Below are 2,685 nucleotides of genomic sequence, written 5' to 3' on the forward strand. Positions count from 1 at the left end.
TCGGGTGGCAGGGGTCGATGAAGCAGGAACCCAAGGGAGCACCGCGTAGCGGTGCTGACCGGAATCGCCTGCGTTCACGCAGGCGAGGATGTCAAACGCTGATCTTCTGACCGGGATCGGCTGAGTGCGATCGCAAGGCGCCGGAGCGCCCTCGTGGCGGAGCCACGTGGGCGTTTCGGCAACGCCGCGAGCGTGCGTGCCCAGCGCCGCGACGCCGCGGGGCAACTCAATACAGGCCCTAGTGGCAGTCTTGGTTTCGGCGGCCGTCCAGGCTTTGGTGGCACGTCTCGGTGCCGGCCGGCATCATCCCAGCCCATCCGGCGTTCGAGGGCGAGGCCGGAGGCCGACAGCGGGGGTCTGGGGGCGGCGGCCCCCGGAGGCCCGCACCGGCGCGGGGCGCCTACTGGGCGGGCGGTACCGACGTCCCCTCGCCCACCCTCCTCGCGTCCGTGCCCCAGCTGGCCAGCAGGCGTAGCGCCTCCGCCGAGGGGGAGCCCGGTTCGGCGTGGTAGGTGATCAGGGACTGCTCGCTGTCGTCGCCCAGGCGGAACGTCTCGAAGGACAGGGCCAGCTCGCCGACCAGCGGATGCCGGATGTGCTTGACGCCATGGCTCTTCTCCTTGACGTCATGCGTCGCCCACAGCCGCCTGAACTCCTCGCTCTTCACGGAGAGTTCGCCCACCAGCCCCGACAGATGGGGGTCGTCCGGATGGCAGCCCGCGTCCATGCGCAGATAGCTGACCAAGTCCGACGCCTTCTGATCCCACTCCACGAACAGCTCGCGGTACTCCGGCCTGAGGAACACCAGTCGCGCCCAGTTCCGCTCCTGCGCGGGCAGCTCGGACCAGTCGCCGAAGACCGCCGCGGCCATCCGGTTCCACACGAGGATGTCCGTGCGCCGCCCCACGACGTACGCCGGGACGCCGTCCATCACGTCCAGCAGCTGCCGCAGCGCACCCCGCACCTGCTGCGTCCGCGCCGTCGGCTTCTTCTTGTGCTGCTTCGGCTTGGCGAGATGCGTGAGGTGCGCGTGCTCGGCGTCGGTGAGCCGCAGCGCGCGGGCGATCGCGTCCAGCACCTCCGCCGACACGTTCCGCCCGTTGCCCTGCTCCAGGCGCGTGTAGTACGCCACGGACACCCCGGCGAGCTGCGCCAGCTCCTCGCGGCGCAACCCGGGAACCCGGCGGTGCCGCCCGAAGTCCGGCAGCCCCACGTCCTCCGGCTTCAGCCGGGCCCGTCGGCTGCGCAGAAACTCGCTGAGCTCGGCACGCCGGTCCAGGCCCGCGCGGGTGTCCGCGGCGGGCCCCTGCACGGCGTCGGGCTGTTCGTCCATGCGTCCAGTATTCATGGTCGTACGCGCACGAACCTGACCCCGCCAGTAGTAGGCACAGCAAGCGTACGCAGAGGCGTGACCTGGGTGGATCCCGTGCACTGCGGCAGGCTGGGTGCCGCACCCGGCCGGAAGGCAGGCCGGGCGCAGGACGACTCCCTAGGAGACCCCCGGCATGACCACCACTGTTGCCGCCTACGCAGCCCCCGCCGCGAAGGCCCCGCTGGAGCGCACCACCATCGAGCGCCGTGCGGTCCGTGAGTTCGATGTGCTGATCGACATCAAGTTCTCCGGAATCTGTCACTCGGACATCCACCAGGCCCGGGAGGGCTGGGGCGAGGCCATGTTCCCGATGGTCCCCGGCCATGAGATCGCGGGCGTGGTCTCCGAGGTCGGACCCGGTGTCACCAGGTTCGCAGTCGGCGACCGCGTGGGCGTCGGCTGCTTGGTCGACTCCTGCCGTGAGTGCGTCAACTGCGAGGCCGGCCTGGAGCAGTACTGCACCGGCGGCAACGTCGGCACGTACAACGCGCTCGACAAGAACGGCGAGCCCACCTACGGCGGCTACGCGGAGACGATCGTCGTCGACGAGAACTTCGTCGTACGCATCCCCGACGGCCTGAAGCTCGACGAGGCCGCCCCGCTGCTCTGCGCCGGCATCACCACGTACTCCCCGCTCAGGCACTGGAACGCGGGCCCCGGCAAGAAGGTCGCGATCCTCGGCATGGGCGGCCTCGGCCACATGGGCGTCAAGATCGCACACGCGCTCGGCGCCGAGGTCACCGTCCTCTCGCAGTCCCTGCGCAAGAAGGAGGACGGCCTGAAGCTGGGCGCCGACCACTACCACGCCACCAGCGACCCGAAGACCTTCGAGGAGCTGCGCGGCTCCTTCGACCTGATCCTGTCGACGGTGTCGGCTGCGCTGGACGTGGACGCGTTCCTGTCGCTGCTGAAGACGGGGGGCGCGTTCGTGAATGTGGGCGCCCCCGAGGAGCCCGTCTCGCTCAACCTCTTCTCGGTGATCGGCGGCGGCAAGACGCTGGCCGGCTCCATGATCGGCGGCATCCAGGAGACCCAGGAGATGATGGACTTCTGCGCCGAGCACGGCTTCGGCGCCGAGATCGAGCTGATCAGTGCGAGCGAGATCAACGAGGCGTACGAGCGGGTGCTGGCCAGCGATGTGCGGTACCGGTTCGTGATCGACACGGCGACGATCTGACGGACTGGGGGACTGCGGGCTGAGGCCGCCACCGGGGTGCCCCGGTGGCGGCCTCAGCCCGTGTGCGAACGCGCGCTCGGGTCCGGAGACGTAGACCGTAGGGACGACGTGGGAGGAGACCATCCGCCGATGGTCT

2 protein-coding genes are annotated in these 2,685 nt (G+C 70.0%); one reads left to right on the forward strand and one right to left on the reverse strand.

Going from position 1 to position 2,685, the window contains the following annotated elements; all coding sequences use genetic code 11:
* Positions 1 to 400: 400 nt before the first annotated feature.
* Positions 401 to 1,333 (reverse strand): helix-turn-helix domain-containing protein, encoded by a 933-nt coding sequence (locus tag ACWD3C_RS48285; protein WP_451155155.1) that lies wholly within the window; start codon positions 1,331 to 1,333, stop codon positions 401 to 403.
* Between the two features lie 172 nt (positions 1,334 to 1,505).
* Between ACWD3C_RS48285 and ACWD3C_RS48290 the strand changes: the two genes are divergently transcribed.
* The gene (locus ACWD3C_RS48290; protein WP_451155157.1) at positions 1,506 to 2,549 is read left to right on the forward strand and encodes an NAD(P)-dependent alcohol dehydrogenase; all 1,044 of its coding nucleotides are present in this window, start codon (positions 1,506 to 1,508) and stop codon (positions 2,547 to 2,549) included.
* Positions 2,550 to 2,685: the final 136 nt, after the last annotated feature.

The sequence above is a fragment of the Streptomyces sp. NPDC002845 genome, from assembly GCF_053591955.1.